We start from the raw sequence: 15,680 nt of genomic DNA on the forward strand, positions 1-15,680 counted from the left end.
CACCGCTTTTCGGCCATATAAGCCACAAGATCGAGAGAAGACGGGCGCTGCATGACAGAGATGGTCGAATTCGCGAAGATGAACGGGCTTGGCAACAAGATCCTCGTCGTCGATATGCGCGGCCGTGGCGACCGGGTGACCCCGGAGGCCGCCGTCGCCCTTGCCGCCGAGGCCGAGACCGGCTTCGACCAGATCATGGCGATCCACGATCCGAAGATCGACGGCACCGACGCCTATATCGACATCATCAACTGCGACGGTTCAAAGGCGCAGGCCTGCGGCAACGGCACGCGCTGCGTCGTTCAGGCGCTTTCAGCCGAAACCGGCCGTAAGGCCTTCACCTTCGAGACCGTCGCCGGCATCCTCAATGCTGTGGAACACGAAGACGGAATGATCTCCGTCGACATGGGCAAGCCGGTGTTCGAATGGAACCGCATTCCGCTGGCGGAGGAATTCCACGACACCAGCCGCATCGAACTGCAGATCGGCCCGATCGACGATCCGGTCCTGCACTCCCCCTCCGTCGCCTCCATGGGCAATCCGCACGCGATCTTCTGGGTCGACCGCGATCCCATGTCCTTCGATCTCGGCCGCTTCGGGCCGCTGCTCGAAAACCATCCGATGTTTCCCGAAAAGGCGAATATCACGCTCGCCCAGGTCACCGGCAAGGATTGCCTGCGCACCCGCACCTGGGAGCGCGGCGCAGGCCTGACGCTCGCCTGCGGTTCCGCCGCCTGTGCCGCCGGCGTCTCGGCCGCGCGCACCGGACGAACCGGCCGCAAGGTGACGATCGACGTTGCGTCCAGCCCCAGCCGCCAGCCGCTCGTCATCGAATGGCGCGAGCGCGACGATCACGTCGTCATGACGGGTCCCGCCGAATGGGAGTGGTCCGGCCATCTCGATCCCGTGACCGGCGCCTTCGAACGCGACGCGGAAGCCGGGGCCTCGGCAAAGTGAGCCGCGACGCTTCGCGCGCAACCGGGCAGGGCGGCATCGACATCGTCACCTTCGGCTGCCGGCTCAACACCTATGAATCCGAGGTAATGAAGGCGGAAGCCGCCAGGGCCGGGCTGAACGGCGCAATCCTGTTCAACACCTGCGCCGTCACCGGCGAGGCGGTGCGTCAGGCTCGTCAGGCGATCCGCAAGGCGCGGCGCGACAATCCCGAAATCCGCATCATCGTCACCGGCTGCGCCGCCCAGACCGATGCGGCCGGCTTTGCCGCCATGCCCGAGGTCGATGCCGTGCTCGGCAACGAGGAGAAGTTGCGCTCCGAGAGCTACCGGTCGCTGCCCGACTTCGGCATTTCCGCCGAGGAGAAGGTTCGCGTCAACGACATCATGAGCGTGACCGAAACCGCCCCGCAGATGGTCGGCCATCTCGACGGCCATGTCCGCGGCTTCATCCAGGTGCAGAACGGCTGCGACCACCGCTGCACCTTCTGCATCATCCCCTTCGGCCGCGGCAACTCGCGGTCCGTGCCCATGGGCGCGGTGGTCGAACAGGCCCGCAAGCTTGCCGAAAACGGCTACCGCGAAGTGGTGCTGACCGGCGTCGATGCCACTTCCTACGGCACCGACCTGCCGGGTGAACCGACGCTCGGGCTGCTCGCGAAGACGCTCTTGAAGCAGGTGCCGGAAATCCGGCGGCTCAGGCTCTCCTCGATCGACAGCATCGAGGTCGACCGCCACCTCCTCGACCTGATCGCCGCGGAGCCGCGCTTCATGCCGCATCTGCATCTCTCGCTGCAGCATGGCGACGACCTGATCCTCAAGCGGATGAAGCGGCGCCATAGCCGGGCCGACGCGCTGAAATTCGTGTCGCACGTGAAACAATTGCGCCCCGACATGAGTTTCGGAGCCGACATGATCGCCGGCTTCCCGACCGAAACCGAGGAAATGGCGGCAAATTCCGCCCGGCTCGCGGAAGAGATCGGGATTTTCCAACTTCACGTCTTCCCCTATAGCCCGCGTCCGGGCACGCCCGCTGCCCGAATGCCGCAGCTCGACCGCCGCCTCGTCAAGGAGCGCGCCGCCCGGCTGCGCGAGACAGCGGAAAAGCTTCAGGCCCGCCATCTCGCCGCGATGATCGGCACGCGACAGACGGTGCTTGTGGAAATGAGCGGCATGGCCCATACGGAAAACTTCGCGCTCGTCGCCACGCCCGGCTTCCAGCCGCGCGACCTTGTGACGGTCACGATCACCGGCCACAATGGCCGCCACCTCGAGATTCAACCGGCCTCGGCCGCCTGATCGAACGGAAAGACAGAACGGAAAGCTTCATGGCGCTCGGCTTCATCAAGAAAGTCTTCACCTTCGGCAAGGAGAAGCCGGCAAGCGAAAAGCCGCCGCAAGGCGAGGATTTCGCAAGCCTGATCGAAGCTGCCGAGAAGGCTGAAGCCGAAGCGATGCCGGAGGAAGCCGTCTTCGCCGCCGAGCCGGTACTGCCCGAAGTGATCGAAACCGCCGGCGGCCCATCGCCGGACGAGGCGGTCGAGGAAGAGCAGGCCTCTGCACCCGAGGAACCGTCCGCCATTCCCGAGGTCCCGCAAGAAGCCGAAGCCGCCTTCCACCCTCAACCCGAACAGCCCGCCGACGTTCCCCATGGGGAAATCGCATCGCGGGAGGACATCGCTCCGGAACAGGAAGGGCCGGTGGCACTCCCCAAGGGCTTCGCCACGGCAGAAACGACGCCTGAGCCGGAAGCGGAAACGCCGAAGGAAAAACTCACCTGGTTCCAGCGCCTGAAGGCGGGCCTCTTCCGCACCTCCTCGCAGCTGACCGGGCAGATCGCCGCCCTCTTCACCAAGCGCAAGCTGGACGAGGATACGCTCGACGAGCTTGAGGACCTGCTGATCCAGGCGGACCTCGGCGTCGAGACCGCCATGCGCATCACCGGTGCCCTGTCATCCGAACGCTACGGCAAGGATGTAAGCGGCGAGGATGTCGCCCGCATCATGGCGGCCGAAATCACCAAGGTGCTGAAGCCGGTGGCAAAGCCTCTGGCGCTCGACCTCAGCCACAAGCCGCATGTCATCCTCGTAGTCGGTGTCAACGGCACCGGCAAGACCACCACCATCGGCAAGCTCGCCGCCAAACTTTCCGGCTCCGGCCTCAAGGTCATGCTCGCCGCCGGCGACACCTTCCGCGCCGCCGCCATCGAGCAGCTGAAAATCTGGGCCGACCGCACCGGCTCCACCTTCATCGGCACCAAACTCGGGGCCGATGCCGCAGGTCTTGCCTATGACGCCTTCGAAAAGGCGAAGGCCGAAAAAAGCGACGTCCTCATCATCGATACCGCCGGCCGGCTGCAGAACAAGGCCGAGCTGATGGCCGAACTCGAAAAGATCGTACGCGTTCTCGGCAAGCTCGATCCGGAAGCGCCGCATACGGTTCTCCAGACGCTCGACGCCACCACAGGCCAGAACGCCATGAACCAGGTGGAAATCTTCCGCAACGTGGCGGGCGTCAACGGCCTCATCATGACCAAGCTCGACGGCACCGCCCGCGGCGGCATCCTCGTCGCCATCGCGGCGAAGCACAAGCTGCCGGTCTACTTCATCGGGGTCGGCGAAGGCGTCGACGATCTCGAACCCTTCGAGGCCGAGGATTTCGCCAGTGCCATTGCCGGCATCGCCCGCTGACGACCGACTGCGGGCCGAAGCCCAGGGATTACAAACGGACATCTCAATGAACAACTTCGAAAGCGATACCCAGCCAACCACCGAGGAGCGTCACCATCCGCTTTTGAAGATGGCGCTCGAACTTGGCCCGCTGCTTGTCTTCTTCTTCGGCAACCTGCGCGGCGAATGGCTGGCAAAAACCTTCCCGGCGTTGACCGCAGTCGGCGGACCGCTGTTGATCGCGACCGCCCTCTTCATGGCCGCGACGATTGCATCGCTGATCGTTTCCAAGATCGTCTTCAGGCACCTGCCGGTCATGCCCTTCGTCTCGGGCGTGGTGGTCATGGTCTTCGGCTCGCTGTCGATCTGGCTGCAGGACGAGACCTTCATCAAGATGAAGCCGACCATCGTTAACACGCTGTTCGGCGTGGTTCTGCTCAGCGGCCTCTTCTTCGGCAAGTCGCTGCTCGGTTATGTGTTCAACGCCGCCTTCCAGCTCGATGAGGAAGGCTGGAAGAAGCTCACCCTGCGCTGGGGCATCTTCTTCCTGTTCCTCGCCGTGCTCAACGAAGCCGTCTGGCGCAACTTCTCCGACGATGTCTGGGTGAACTTCAAGGTCTGGGGCACCATGCCGATCACCATCCTCTTCACCCTCGCCCAGATGCCGCTGATTATGCGTCATGGTGTCGAGCAGGACACGGAAGGAAAGACGAAATGACGACGGGCGCCGGCAACCTCGAAATACGCAACAGTTCCACCCGCTTCTGGCTGATCGTCACCGGCCTGTTGCTGTTGGCCCAGATCGTCGTGCTGCTCGGCATGGGGCGCATACCGATCTGCGAATGCGGCTACGTCAAGCTCTTCGAACCCGGCGTCAACACGCCAGGCAATTCCCAGCACATCGCCGACTGGTACACGCCCTCCCATATCATTCACGGCTTCCTCTTCTACCTGCTCGGCTGGGCGGTACTGCGCCGGGGCTCGTTCGGCGCCCGCCTGACGCTTGCAGTCATCATCGAGGCAGCCTGGGAAATCCTCGAGAACTCTCCGATCATCATCAATCGCTACCGCAGCGAGACCATGGCGATCGGCTATACCGGCGACAGCGTGCTGAATTCGGCGATGGATACGGTCGCGATGATGCTGGGCTTTCTCTTCGCCGCCCGTGCGCCCGTCTGGCTGACGGTCGTGATCGCCATCGCCTTCGAACTCTTCACCGGCTGGCTGATCCGCGACAACCTCACCCTCAACGTGCTGATGCTCGTCTGGCCGCTGGATGCGGTCCGCGCGTGGCAGGGCGGCTGAAATTTCTTGACGATCGTCAAGAGCGAGACTTTGTTAAGAAAAGGTTGCTAGGCTTTCCGGACAAACAGCACGAGGCGCGCCACGGCTAGCGCGCCGACCCCTGTTTTGACCCGGGAGCCGCGGCGCAGATTTCCGTCTGCTGGGTTCCCGCCGATCGGACGGACAAACCGCCCGGTCGCCGACTGGCGCGGGTGCGTATGGACATGACCGACAATTTCGCCTTTCTCCTGCCTTTCTTCATGACGGTCTTTGGAGCGGTCTTCCTGTCGGCACATCTCTGGGCCGCCGGTTCCGCGACCTTCTGGGGACTTGGCTTCCTGTCGGCGGCGGCCGGCTTTTCCATACCGCTGCTGCCACCGGAGGTGCTGTCCTTCAAGGCCCAGGCCATTGTTGCAAACGCCCTGTTCCTCGCGGCCTTCTGTCTTTTCGGAGATGCGCTGCTCACCCGTTTCGGGGAAAGACATTACCGCGCTCCGCGCTATGCCTTCGCCGGCATCGCGCTCGTGGCGATTGCCGCCGTCATCATCCTCAAGGAAGACCTGCGGGCTGAACTGATCCTCGGCGACACCAGCATCGCCCTGCTGCTGATCGTGCCGGTGTTTCAAGTCGCCCGCGCTCCGCGTCGTCCCATGGACCGCCTGCTGGTCTTCATGGTCGGCCTCGTCGTGGTCGAGACCTTCACGAGAGTGGCCGTCCTGATCCTGATGACCTCGTCCTCCGATGTGGGGACCCTCGACGCCTTCCTCGGTTCGGCCTACGCCTTCTACATCCAACTCGGCGCCGGAGTGATCGCTTTCCTGCTGGCGCTGACGGTGCTTGGCACGCTGGTCGACGACCTCATACAGCGCTACAAATATGCCGCCTACCGCGATCCCCTGACGGGCCTTCTCAACCGCCGGGGCTTCGAGCAGGCGATGGACTCCATGCCGGCCGGAAGATTGGCCGGCACCATTGTCATCGGCGATATCGATCACTTCAAGCAGGTGAACGATCGTTTCGGCCACGCCGCCGGAGACGCGGTAATTGCCGGCTTTGCGGCGCTCTTCACGCACTTCATGCCCCGCAAAGCCATTCTCGCCCGGTTCGGGGGTGAGGATTTCGTCGCCTTCCTGCCAGAGGAAGTGCCGGCGACAGCAGGGGAAATCGCGGAAAAGCTACGCCAGGCCTTTGCCGCCCACGCCTGGGAGAATGACGGTTTCAATTGCGAGATAACCGCAAGCTTCGGCATCGCCGCCCAGGCGAAAAGCGATTATTCCGTCCACGCCGCAATCGCCCGCGCCGATGCCTGTCTCTACGAGGCGAAACGCGCCGGCCGCAACAAGGTGGTCATGGAAGGAAAGGTATCCGGGGAAACGCCGACACTGCGCATCATTTCGTCGTCGTGACCTCGGCGGCGGCGCGCGCCTTTTCGATGGCCGGGAAGAGGCCGTTTTCCAGCGATTGCGGATCGAAGGGTCCGACCTTCTTGTAAAGGATCGTGCCGTCGGCGGCGACAAGATAGCTTTCCGGAATGCCGTAAACGCCCCAGTCAATTGCGGCCTTGCCGTTCGGATCGACGCCGATCGCCTTGTAGGGATTGCCGAGTTCACCGAGGAAGCGCAGGGCGTTCTCGTTCTTATCCTTGTAGTTGATGCCCACCACGTTCAGGCGGGGATCCTTCGAGAGTTCCTTGAGGATCGGGTGCTCCTGCCGGCAGGGCACGCACCATGAGGCAAACACGTTGACCAGCGTCAGCCTGCCGGAAATGGCGGCCGTTGTCAGCGGCGCCGTGTTCGAACCGTCGAGAGCGGGCAGGTCGAGCGCAGGCGCACGGGTGCCGATTAGGGCCGAGGGAATATCGGAAACATTCTTGCCGTTGACATCTTGCTCGTAAAGCATCTTGGCGGCCGTACCGGCGATGACGGCAAACACCGCGAGCGGAACGAGCGCCAGTGCATATCGGCCGATGCCCTTGCTTGCCTTTTCCTCGATGGCAGGTTCGCTCATTGCGCGGCGCCCTCGGCCTTGCTTGCCGCACCGGCGCTGCGACGGCGCAGGCCGGAAGCTTCCAGAGCTTTGAGTTCGGCCTGACGCGCGCGGCCGTCAAGCCAGACCCACACAATCAGCGCAAGAACGATCAGGCCGGCAATCCCATAGGACAGGTAGACGTAGAAGGCATGGCTCATGGAGAAACCTCCCGGCCCGCCATGCGAGCCGCCATGCGCCGCTGCGTCGCGATCCGGCGGCGCCAGATCTCGTTACGCATGGCCATCAGATGCAGCGTGAAGAACAGCATGGTGAAGGCGACCGCCATGATGAGCAGCGGCCAGAGGAATTCCGGATCGATGGTCGGCCCGTCGAGCCGGATCACCGACGCCGGTTGATGCAGCGTGTTCCACCACTCGACAGAAAACTTGATGATCGGGATGTTGACGAAACCGACGAGGATGAGCACGGCGCTGACGCGTGCGGCTCTCGACGCATCGTCCATCGCCCGGTTGAGGGCGATGAGGCCGAGATACATCAGGAACAGCACGAAGACGGAGGTGAGCCGCGCGTCCCAGACCCACCACGTTCCCCACATCGGCTTGCCCCACAGAGAACCCGTGATAAGCGCAATCAGGGTGAAGGCGGCCCCGAGCGGAGCGGCGGCCTTGTGGCTGACATCGGCAAGCGGATGACGCCAGACGAGCGTGCCGATCGCCGAAAGCGCCATGACCGAATAGCACATCATCGAAAGCCAGGCTGCCGGCACATGCACATACATGATGCGCACCGTCTCGCCCTGCTGATAGTCGCCCTCGGTCGTGAAGCTCAGATAGAGCCCGACCGCAAGGAGCATGGCGGTCAGACAGGCAAACCACGGCAGGACACGGGCGACCAGCGCCAGGAACCGGGTCGGGTTGGCAAGATCGCTGAACTTCGAAATGGCAAGGCTCGTGTCGTTCATGGAATGCTTCTAACCTGAGAGAGGGTCGTCTGCAATTGATCCGGGTCAATCGGACGCATTGCGCAACGCCAGAGCGGCGGCAAGCGGACCGATCACAGCGAAGAACAGCGTGATCGCAATCAGAAACAGGAACGGCGGCATAAATGGGGCCGGCTCCTCCACCGCCGCATAGGAGGCGCTAACCCCGAAGATCAGTACCGGAATGGCCAGCGGCAGCACCAGAATGGATACCAGAAGTCCGCCGCGGGGCAATGCGACGGCAACGGCGGCACCGGCCGCTCCAATAAAAGTGATCGCCGGTGATCCGACGAGAAGCGTCAACATCACCGCACCGATCGCCACCTCGTTCATGTTCATGAAGAGGCCGAGCAAGGGCGAAGCAGCAACCAGGGGCAGGCTGGTGGCGGTCCAGTGCGCCAGACATTTGACAAAGACGGTAAAGACCAGCGGCGTCTCCTGCATCAGGATCAGATCGAGCGACCCGTCGTCGCGGTCCGCCTGGAACAGGCGGTCGAGCCCGAGAAGGGCGGCAAGCAGCGCCCCGATCCAGACGATGGCCGGCCCGATGCGCGACAGGAGGTTGAGATCCGGCCCGACCCCGAACGGGATGACGGCGACGACCGTCATGAAGAACAGGACGCCGATCAGCGCGCCGCCGCCCGCCCGCACCGAGAGTTTGAGGTCACGGAAGAAAAGGGCGATCATGCGGAAACTCCATTTTCGACCATTCCGCCGACCGCACCCCCCTCTGCCCTGAGGGTGAGATGCCCGGCGGGGCAGAGGGGTATAAGCCACATCACGAAACTTCCTCCGCCTCGTGATACTCGAACCCCTTCATCACCAGCGTCTTAGCGTTCTTGAGGCCGAGCGGCTGGTGGGTAGCGGCAATTGCGATGCCACCCTTGGCGAGGTGGGCGTGGACCAGACCGGCGAACATTTCGTCTGCGCTGGCATCGAGCGCCGCCGTCGGCTCGTCGAGAATCCAGACCGGCCGGTGGGCGACGATGAGCTTGGCCATGGCGAATCGCCGCTGCTGGCCGGCGGAAAGATAGCCGTAGGGCAGATGCGCGATGCTGCCGAGGCCGACGGATTCGGCCGCCTCTTCCACGGAAAGGCCGGCCCCGCCTTCGGCGTCGCCGAGGAAATCCCGCCAGAAGGCGAGATTTTCGCGGACGGTCAGTTCCTGCTTCATGGCGTTGCGATGGCCGAGATAATGGCTCGCCTCCCGTGCCGGGCGCGTTTCTTCGCCATCCCGGAAACGGAACTCGACCTTGCCCCGGTCCGGCCTCAGAAGCCCGGCGACCACCCGCAGTAATGTCGATTTGCCCGAACCGTTGCGGCCGGTCAGCACCATCGCATCGCCCGCACGCAACTCGAAGGAAATGTCGACGAAAATCAGGTCTTCACCCCGCCTGGCGGCGAGCTTTTCGGCAGTGAGCCGCATGCCGTTCGCTTTCCGGCAACCATCCCGGCTGCCTGTCGAAAAAATTGTCTCAATTCGCCATTCGTTGGTCTGGCACCTTTCTTAGAAATTATCTATATGGGTTTCAACCACGCCAGCGGCCGGCGTGAAGTTCATCCTTGTGCCGAACTTGATGATTGCGAAAGGCAATTTTCACGGGCGGACAGCGGAAATGGTCGCACCCGCATCCTGATGTGCATGAAGTGCATAGGCGTCCGCACGAACGTGTAGGCTATCAGAATAAGCGGGGTTCATATCCGTGTCCAAATCCATCGACAGCTTCAATTGTCGTTCGACGCTCACCGTCAACGGCAAGGATTATGTCTATTACAGCCTTCCGAAGGCCGAGGCCAACGGCCTCGCCGGCGTCTCGAAGCTTCCCTACTCGATGAAGGTTCTGCTCGAGAACCTGCTGCGCAACGAAGACGGCCGTTCGGTTACCAAGGCCGACATTGAAGCCGTTGCCGAATGGCTGAACAACAAGGGCCTCAAGGAAGCGGAAATCGCCTACCGCCCGGCTCGCGTGCTGATGCAGGATTTCACCGGCGTTCCGGCGGTCGTCGACCTCGCCGCCATGCGTGACGGCATCAAGGCTCTCGGCGGCGACCCGGAAAAGATCAACCCGCTCGTTCCCGTCGACCTCGTCATCGACCACTCGGTCATCGTCGACGAATTCGGCACGCCCCAGGCCTTCGCCCGCAACGTCGAACTCGAATACCAGCGCAACGGCGAGCGCTACCGCTTTCTGAAGTGGGGCCAGCAGGCATTCAAGAACTTCCGCGTGGTTCCCCCGGGCACCGGTATCTGTCACCAGGTCAATTTCGAATATCTCGGCCAAGCTGTCTGGACCAAGGAAGAAGACGGCGAGACGATCGCCTACCCCGATACCTGCGTCGGCACCGACAGCCACACCACCATGATTAACGGCCTCGGCGTTCTGGGCTGGGGCGTGGGCGGTATCGAAGCCGAAGCCGCCATGCTCGGCCAGCCGGTCTCGATGCTTCTGCCCGAGGTCATCGGCTTCAAGCTCACCGGCAAGCTCAAGGAAGGCGTCACCGCCACCGACCTCGTGCTGACCGTCGTCCAGATGCTGCGCAAGAAGGGCGTCGTTTCGAAGTTCGTTGAATTCTTCGGCCCGGGCATGGACAACATGCCGGTCGCCGACCGCGCCACCATCGGCAACATGGGTCCGGAATACGGCGCGACCTGCGGCTTCTTCCCGATCGACGCCGAAACCGTCAACTACCTCAACATGTCCGGCCGCACCAAGGACCGCATCGCCCTCGTCGAAGCCTATTCCAAGGCGCAGGGCATGTGGCGCGACAATGACGGCTCCCAGCTCGTCTTCACCGACACGCTGGAACTCGACCTCGGCGACGTCGTTCCCTCGATGGCCGGCCCGAAGCGTCCGGAAGGCAGACTGCCGCTCGAAACCATCGCCCCGAACTTCGCAACCGCCCTCGAAGGCGACTACAAGAAGCCGGGTCAGCTTACCACGCGCTACCAGGTCGAAGGCGAAAGCTTCGATCTCGGTCATGGCGACGTCTGCATCGCCGCCATCACCTCCTGCACCAACACGTCGAATCCGAGCGTCCTGATCGCCGCCGGCCTTCTCGCCCGCAACGCCGTTGCCAAGGGCCTGAAGACCAAACCGTGGGTCAAGACCTCGCTCGCACCGGGATCGCAGGTCGTCGGCGAATATCTCGCCAAGTCCGGCCTGCAGAAGGAACTCGACGCGCTCGGCTTCAACCTTGTCGGTTTTGGCTGCACGACCTGCATCGGTAACTCCGGCCCGCTGCCGCCGGCAATTTCGAAGACGATCAACGACAAGGGCCTGATCACCGCGGGTGTACTCTCGGGCAACCGTAACTTCGAAGGCCGCATTTCGCCTGACGTCCAGGCGAACTACCTCGCCTCTCCGCCGCTCGTGGTCGCCTACGCGCTTGCCGGTTCGGTCCAGAAGGACCTGACCAAGGAACCGCTCGGCGAGGACAAGAACGGCAATCCGGTCTACCTCAAGGACATCTGGCCGACCTCTGCGGAAGTGCAGGAGTTCATCCACAAATACGTCACGCGCGAACTCTTCGAATCGAAGTATGCCGACGTATTCAAGGGCGACGCGAACTGGCAGGCCGTGCAGGTTCCGGAAGGCCAGACCTATGCCTGGGACGACAAGTCGACCTACGTTCAGAACCCGCCTTACTTCGTCGGCATGAAGAAGACCGGCGAGGGCCTGCACGACATCAAGGGCGCTCGCGTCCTCGGCCTGTTCGGCGACAAGATCACCACCGACCACATCTCCCCGGCCGGTTCGATCAAGGCCGCCTCGCCGGCTGGTGCCTACCTGCTCGACAACGGTGTCCAGGTCGCGGACTTCAACCAGTACGGCACACGCCGCGGCAACCATGAAGTCATGATGCGTGGCACCTTCGCCAACATCCGCATCCGCAACCATATGCTCGGCCCGAACGGCAAGGAAGGTGGCTACACCATCCACTATCCGTCGAAGGAAGAGATGTCGATCTACGACGCCGCTATGAAGTACAAGGAAGAGGGCGTTCCGCTCGTGATCTTCGCCGGCGTCGAATACGGCAACGGTTCGTCCCGCGACTGGGCCGCGAAGGGCACCAACCTGCTCGGCGTCAAGGCCGTGATCGCCCAGTCCTTCGAGCGTATCCACCGCTCGAACCTGGTCGGTATGGGCGTGGTTCCCTTCACCTTCGAAGACGGCACCACCTGGGCTTCGCTCAACCTCAAGGGTGACGAAACTGTCACCATCGAGGGCCTCGAAGGCGACATCAAGCCGCGCGAGACCAAGATCGCCAAGATCACCTATGCCGACGGTTCGGTGAAGGAAGTCCCGCTGCTTTGCCGCATCGATACGCTCGACGAGGTCACCTACATGGAGAACGGCGGCATTCTGCAGACCGTTCTTCGCGACCTCGCCGCCTGATCCGGACGGCTTCCAACGACAAGAACCGCCGGTCGACCTCGTCGGCCGGCGGTTTTCTTTGTCATTCCGGCACCGGACGGCGCGATTGGCGGGCAGTTTCACCCCATCGTGACTTTGCCTTGAACGCCGGAAGAGCTATGTGTCGACACGCACAAAAAAAGATCGACGGCGGCACCCTCCGCGAGCCGCCGATCGCGCGACGGGGCACTCCATGAGCAGGGGCATGTTCAAAGGTCTGGCACTTTTCCTGACGCTGGCGCTCGCCGCGCCCGCGCTCTCGGCCGACGGAACGCCGCTGAAGGGCGTGGTGGAACTGTTCACCTCGCAGGGCTGCGGCTCCTGCCCGCCGGCCGACCGCGCCTTCGAGGCGCTGGTGCGCCAGGGTGATGTGGTGGCGCTTGCCTATCATGTCGACTATTGGAACTACATGGGCTGGGCGGACACGCTTGCCTCGAAGGAAAACACCACCCGCCAGTACGGCTATGCCCGCAGCCTCCGCCGCAGCGGCGTCTATACGCCCCAGGCCATCCTCAACGGTCGCGACCATATGAAAGGCACCGATGTCGGTGCGATCAACCAGAAGCTCGACGCGCTGGAAAAGACCGGCGACGGCCTCAGCATTCCCGTCGAGGCCGAAAAGAAGGGCGACGAACTCGTGGTCAAGGTCGGCGCCGGGGTCGGCAAGGCCGACGTGGTGGTGGTCTATTTCCGCCGCAAGGAAACGGTGGAGCTCCTGAAGGGCGAGAACGTCGGCAAGAAGATGGTCTACTGGAACAGCGTCACCGATGTCCAGACCGTCGGAATGTGGGACGGCAAGCCGCTGGATCTCGTGCTGCCGGCAAAGCTCATCGGTGCGGACGGTAATAGCGGCTGCGCCATCCTTCTCCAGTCCACCGGGCCGCAGGGCGAGCCCGCAGGCATTCTCGGCGCGACCATGATGATCGATCCGGCCAAAATCTGAAGCTTCTCGAAGGATTTTGCCTTGGCCGGTCCGGCCCGGGTGCATTGGGGGGCTGGGGGTAAGGGGTCAATGCGCCAGACCGGACCGTTTTGGCGCACCGCGCCAACCAAGTGCGTAGCAGTCTCAGTTTAAATTTGGGCGGTGTTTTGTCCAAAATACGGCGGAGCTAAAAAAAGCGCATTCGGCCGAAAGAGCGCTTTGCGTGGGCGGGTGCGCGCGCTGCCGTAATATCGTGAAAGTTCGCTCTATGTTCTTGCCGAATCGCCCGATCTGAGGCACATGATGGGCATGACCTCCAGCCCGTCACTGCCGCCGCCGTCGGCCTATCTGGATGCCCTGAACGAGCAGCAGCGGGCAGCGGCCTCCCGTGGCATTCCCGCCCCCGAGGGTGGCGCCGGACCTCTTCTCATCATCGCCGGCGCCGGATCGGGCAAAACCAACACGCTGGCCCATCGCGTCGCCCATCTGCTTGTCAACGGCGCCGACCCCCGCCGCATCCTTCTGATGACCTTTTCCCGGCGTGCTGCCAGCGAAATGACAGCGCGTGTGGAACGCATCTGCCGCAAGGTGCTGGGGAAGGACGCATCCACCCTGACGGATGCGCTCACATGGGCCGGAACCTTCCACGGCATAGGCGCGCGCATCCTGCGCGAATACGCCTACGAGATCGGCCTCGACCCGGATTTCACCATTCACGACCGGGAGGATTCGGCCGACCTGATGAATCTGGTCCGTCACCAGCTCGGCCTCTCTAAGCTGGAAAGCCGCTTCCCCACCAAGGCGACGTGTCTTGCGATCTATTCCCGCGTCGTGAATGCGGAATGTCCTCTGAAGGAAGCACTGCAATCCTCCTTTCCCTGGTGCAGCAACTGGGAGAGCCAGTTGAAGGAGTTGTTTGCCGGCTATGTCGAGGCCAAGCAGGCACAGAACGTGCTCGATTACGACGATCTCCTGCTTTACTGGGCCCATGCCGTCACCGATCCCCATCTTGCCGGCGCGATCGGCGGCCGTTTCGACCATGTTCTGGTCGACGAATACCAGGACACCAACCGGCTCCAGTCGACCATCCTCACCGCGATGAAACCGGCCGGCACCGGCCTCACCGTGGTCGGCGACGACGCCCAGTCGATCTATTCCTTCCGCGCCGCAACGATCCGCAACATCCTCGATTTTCCGAAGCAGTTCGACCCGCCCGCCGAGGTCGTGACCCTCGACCGCAATTATCGCTCCACCCAGCCGATCCTGACAGCGGCAAACGGCGTCATCGGCCTTGCGCGCGAACGCTTCACCAAGAACCTCTGGAGCGAGCGGGCAAGCGAGGAGCGCCCGATGCTGGTCGGTGTGCGCGACGAAGCCGATCAGGCCCGTTATGTCGCCGAACAGGTGCTGGCGGCCCGCGAGACCGGCACGACGCTGAAACAGCAGGCCGTGCTTTTTCGTGCCTCCAACCATAGCGGCCCACTGGAAATCGAACTCACCCGGAGAAACATCCCCTTCGTGAAGTTCGGCGGGCTGAAATTCCTCGACGCCGCCCATGTGAAGGATCTGCTGGCAACCCTGCGCTTCGCCCAGAACCCGCGCGACAAAGTGGCGGGCTTTCGTCTATTGCAGCTATTGCCGGGCATCGGCCCGCAGACGGCCGGCAAGATCCTCGACACTGCAGCCGCCGATCCGGAGCCGCTGATTTCGCTTGCCGAAATGCCCCCGCCGCCCCGCTGCGGCGAGGAATGGGGCGCCTTCACGAGAATGCTCATGGAACTGAGGGGCATTAGCCTCGGCTGGCCGGGAGAAATCGCCAGGGTTCGCGAATGGTACGAACCGCATCTCGGCCGCATTCACGAGGATGCCGAGACCCGCATGGCCGACCTCCTACAGCTCGAACAGATCGCAGGTGGCTATCCGTCGCGGGAGCGCTTCCTGACCGAACTCACTCTCGATCCACCCGATGCGACCAGCGATCAGGCCGGCGTACCGTTGCGCGATGAGGATTACCTGATCCTTTCGACCATCCACTCCGCCAAGGGACAGGAATGGAAATCGGTCTTCGTGCTGAATTGCGTCGACGGTTGCATTCCCTCGGATCTCGGCGTCGGCACCACCGACGAAATCGATGAGGAGCGCCGCCTCCTCTATGTCGCGATGACACGCGCCAAGGACAGCCTGCATATCATCACGCCGCAGCGCTTCTTCACCCATGGCCAGAACGCGCAAGGGGACCGTCACGTCTATGCCGCCCGCTCGCGTTTCATTCCCGCCATGCTGCTGCAATATTTCGAAAAGGTGAGCTGGCCAATTGCCGCCGCCGGCGAAGGGCAGGCCGCACATGGCGAGCGACAGAAGCGGATCGACGTCGGCGCCCGCATGCGCGGCATGTGGCGCTGACCTCTCCCAAACCATCATCTGCAAACGAAAAACCGCCGGAAACCAATGGGTTCCGGCGGCTTTGAG

General features: G+C 63.0%; 14 protein-coding genes. 9 read left to right on the forward strand and 5 right to left on the reverse strand.

Features of this window, described 5'->3' with window-relative positions; all coding sequences use genetic code 11:
• The first annotated feature begins 51 nt into the window (after window positions 1–51).
• The 6 genes from dapF (at window position 52) to J5N58_RS10160 (ending at window position 6,312) form a co-directional block, all read left to right on the forward strand.
• Window positions 52–957 (forward strand): diaminopimelate epimerase, encoded by a 906-nt coding sequence (gene dapF / locus J5N58_RS10135; protein WP_244710663.1) that lies wholly within the window; start codon window positions 52–54, stop codon window positions 955–957.
• A complete protein-coding gene (gene mtaB / locus J5N58_RS10140) occupies window positions 879–2,252 on the forward strand; it encodes a tRNA (N(6)-L-threonylcarbamoyladenosine(37)-C(2))-methylthiotransferase MtaB (protein ID WP_280519926.1) in 1,374 nt (457 codons plus the stop codon). The genes dapF and mtaB overlap by 79 nt, the downstream gene beginning before the upstream one ends.
• Before the next feature lie 29 nt (window positions 2,253–2,281).
• Window positions 2,282–3,643, forward strand: a complete 1,362-nt coding sequence (gene ftsY / locus J5N58_RS10145; RefSeq protein WP_113443153.1) for a signal recognition particle-docking protein FtsY — start codon at window positions 2,282–2,284, stop codon at window positions 3,641–3,643.
• Window positions 3,644–3,689: 46 nt separating this feature from the next.
• Window positions 3,690–4,340: a septation protein A gene (locus J5N58_RS10150; protein WP_113443154.1), complete on the forward strand. Its 651-nt coding sequence runs from the start codon at window positions 3,690–3,692 to the stop codon at window positions 4,338–4,340.
• Entirely contained in the window at window positions 4,337–4,927 is a 591-nt protein-coding gene (locus J5N58_RS10155) for a DUF2585 domain-containing protein (protein WP_113443155.1), read from the forward strand. The genes J5N58_RS10150 and J5N58_RS10155 overlap by 4 nt, the downstream gene beginning before the upstream one ends.
• A 203-nt stretch (window positions 4,928–5,130) precedes the next feature.
• Window positions 5,131–6,312: a GGDEF domain-containing protein gene (locus J5N58_RS10160; RefSeq protein WP_244710666.1), complete on the forward strand. Its 1,182-nt coding sequence runs from the start codon at window positions 5,131–5,133 to the stop codon at window positions 6,310–6,312.
• On the opposite strand, the gene J5N58_RS10165 is transcribed toward J5N58_RS10160, so the two are convergent.
• The 5 genes from J5N58_RS10165 to ccmA all read right to left on the reverse strand — a co-directional run bounded on the left by J5N58_RS10165 (window position 6,296) and on the right by ccmA (window position 9,300).
• The gene (locus tag J5N58_RS10165; protein ID WP_113338081.1) at window positions 6,296–6,913 is read right to left on the reverse strand and encodes a DsbE family thiol:disulfide interchange protein; all 618 of its coding nucleotides are present in this window, start codon (window positions 6,911–6,913) and stop codon (window positions 6,296–6,298) included. The two genes, J5N58_RS10160 and J5N58_RS10165, sit on opposite strands and share 17 nt — an antisense overlap.
• On the reverse strand, window positions 6,910–7,092 hold the full coding sequence (gene ccmD / locus J5N58_RS10170) for a heme exporter protein CcmD (RefSeq protein ID WP_112830600.1): 183 nt from the start codon (window positions 7,090–7,092) through the stop codon (window positions 6,910–6,912). The genes J5N58_RS10165 and ccmD overlap by 4 nt, the downstream gene beginning before the upstream one ends.
• Entirely contained in the window at window positions 7,089–7,856 is a 768-nt protein-coding gene (locus tag J5N58_RS10175) for a heme ABC transporter permease (protein ID WP_113338080.1), read from the reverse strand. Before J5N58_RS10175 ends, ccmD begins: the two co-directional genes overlap by 4 nt.
• Before the next feature lie 45 nt (window positions 7,857–7,901).
• The gene (ccmB, locus tag J5N58_RS10180; protein ID WP_112830602.1) at window positions 7,902–8,561 is read right to left on the reverse strand and encodes a heme exporter protein CcmB; all 660 of its coding nucleotides are present in this window, start codon (window positions 8,559–8,561) and stop codon (window positions 7,902–7,904) included.
• Window positions 8,562–8,652: 91 nt separating this feature from the next.
• Window positions 8,653–9,300: a heme ABC exporter ATP-binding protein CcmA gene (gene ccmA, locus J5N58_RS10185; RefSeq protein WP_113466018.1), complete on the reverse strand. Its 648-nt coding sequence runs from the start codon at window positions 9,298–9,300 to the stop codon at window positions 8,653–8,655.
• Between the two features lie 277 nt (window positions 9,301–9,577).
• Here ccmA and acnA point away from each other — a divergent pair, with 277 nt between their 5' ends.
• From acnA to J5N58_RS10200, 3 genes are all read left to right on the forward strand, one after another.
• On the forward strand, window positions 9,578–12,271 hold the full coding sequence (gene acnA, locus J5N58_RS10190) for an aconitate hydratase AcnA (RefSeq protein ID WP_113338078.1): 2,694 nt from the start codon (window positions 9,578–9,580) through the stop codon (window positions 12,269–12,271).
• Window positions 12,272–12,482: 211 nt separating this feature from the next.
• A complete protein-coding gene (locus tag J5N58_RS10195) occupies window positions 12,483–13,232 on the forward strand; it encodes a DUF1223 domain-containing protein (protein WP_244710669.1) in 750 nt (249 codons plus the stop codon).
• Between the two features lie 288 nt (window positions 13,233–13,520).
• Window positions 13,521–15,614, forward strand: coding sequence for an ATP-dependent helicase (locus J5N58_RS10200; protein ID WP_113443223.1), 2,094 nt, complete (start codon window positions 13,521–13,523; stop codon window positions 15,612–15,614).
• The last annotated feature ends 66 nt before the right edge of the window (window positions 15,615–15,680 follow it).

The sequence above is a fragment of the Paenirhizobium cremeum genome, assembly GCF_022884085.1.
Lineage (GTDB): Bacteria > Pseudomonadota > Alphaproteobacteria > Rhizobiales > Rhizobiaceae > Allorhizobium > Allorhizobium cremeum.